1 protein-coding gene is annotated in these 958 nt (G+C 40.4%); it reads right to left on the reverse strand.

Annotated elements, in window-relative coordinates:
- Positions 1–205: 205 nt before the first annotated feature.
- Entirely contained in the window at positions 206–766 is a 561-nt protein-coding gene (locus tag ACS8FC_RS15320; protein ID WP_439297403.1) for a DUF4442 domain-containing protein, read from the reverse strand.
- Between the last annotated feature and the right edge of the window lie 192 nt (positions 767–958).

The following is a 958-nucleotide window of genomic DNA, read 5'->3' on the forward strand; positions in this document are numbered from 1 at the left end:
AAGCCCTTATTCATAGGTTTATTTATAAATAAGCGGGCCATACCAAAAAAGACAAAACCCCAATCTATGCGAATGCTGGATTGGGGTTTTTGTATGTGCGCGCTTATCAATTTAAACTTGCTGAATGGTTAGCCGCACATTAGCAGCTGATAAGCATTAAGTCTTGCTATTAGTCAAAAGGCCTTACCAGTAAGGTAGTCAAAAATTATTCAGTATGAGGCGTCTCAATTCGGCTGGTTTGCTCTTTAGATTTACTGTATTTGCGTAGTCTGATATACAAGGTTTTGGTGACGGTAGCAATGAGCTTTTGCTGGTCGTCTACGATATCGACTTTATATTCGCGAAACACAGGTTCACCGTCTTTTGCCAACTCTTGAATGGTAATCACCTCAGTGCTAGGTATTTTCATTCGTGCTGTGACTTTACTATTACCCGGTGCGACAAAATCGATATTTGAGCTTTTGTCCCAGACCACATAGTTGCTACCTAGTTGATGCATCAGCATGAGCATATAGAAGGGATCAACCATGGAATATAAGCTACCACCGAATTGAGTACCGACGATATTTTTGTTGAGAGTGGTCAGTCCCATGCTGACCACACACAATCCCTGATCGAGGCTGATGTGGTCGATTTTGATGCCTGCACCGATATAGGGCGCGTAAGTATTGAGTCGCAACTTTAAAAGGTGCGGGGTCAGTAGCGGCATGATACTTTGCTTGGCTCGACGCTTCAAAGTCTCAAAATTGCTGGGTAGTACACTCATAAATCTATCCTGTTGCTTTTATTGATTTTTCAGTGATATTGGTAGCGCTGTCTTTTAGTGTTTGCTATTAGATGATAAACGACAAAGACATTTATCATAGTTAAAAATGACTGCGCTCGCCAGTTTTAAAGCGTAACCAGACATAGTCTTTATAGTTATCGCAAGACAATATTTAGTATTTATTATAACTAT

The sequence above is a fragment of the Psychrobacter sp. 1Y4 genome, from assembly GCF_051847555.1.

Bases quoted from the DNA above. Each gene is read 5' to 3' on its own strand.
- ACS8FC_RS15320 (WP_439297403.1), bottom strand. From the start codon at position 766: ATGAGTGTACTACCCAGCAATTTTGAGACTTTGAAGCGTCGAGCCAAG.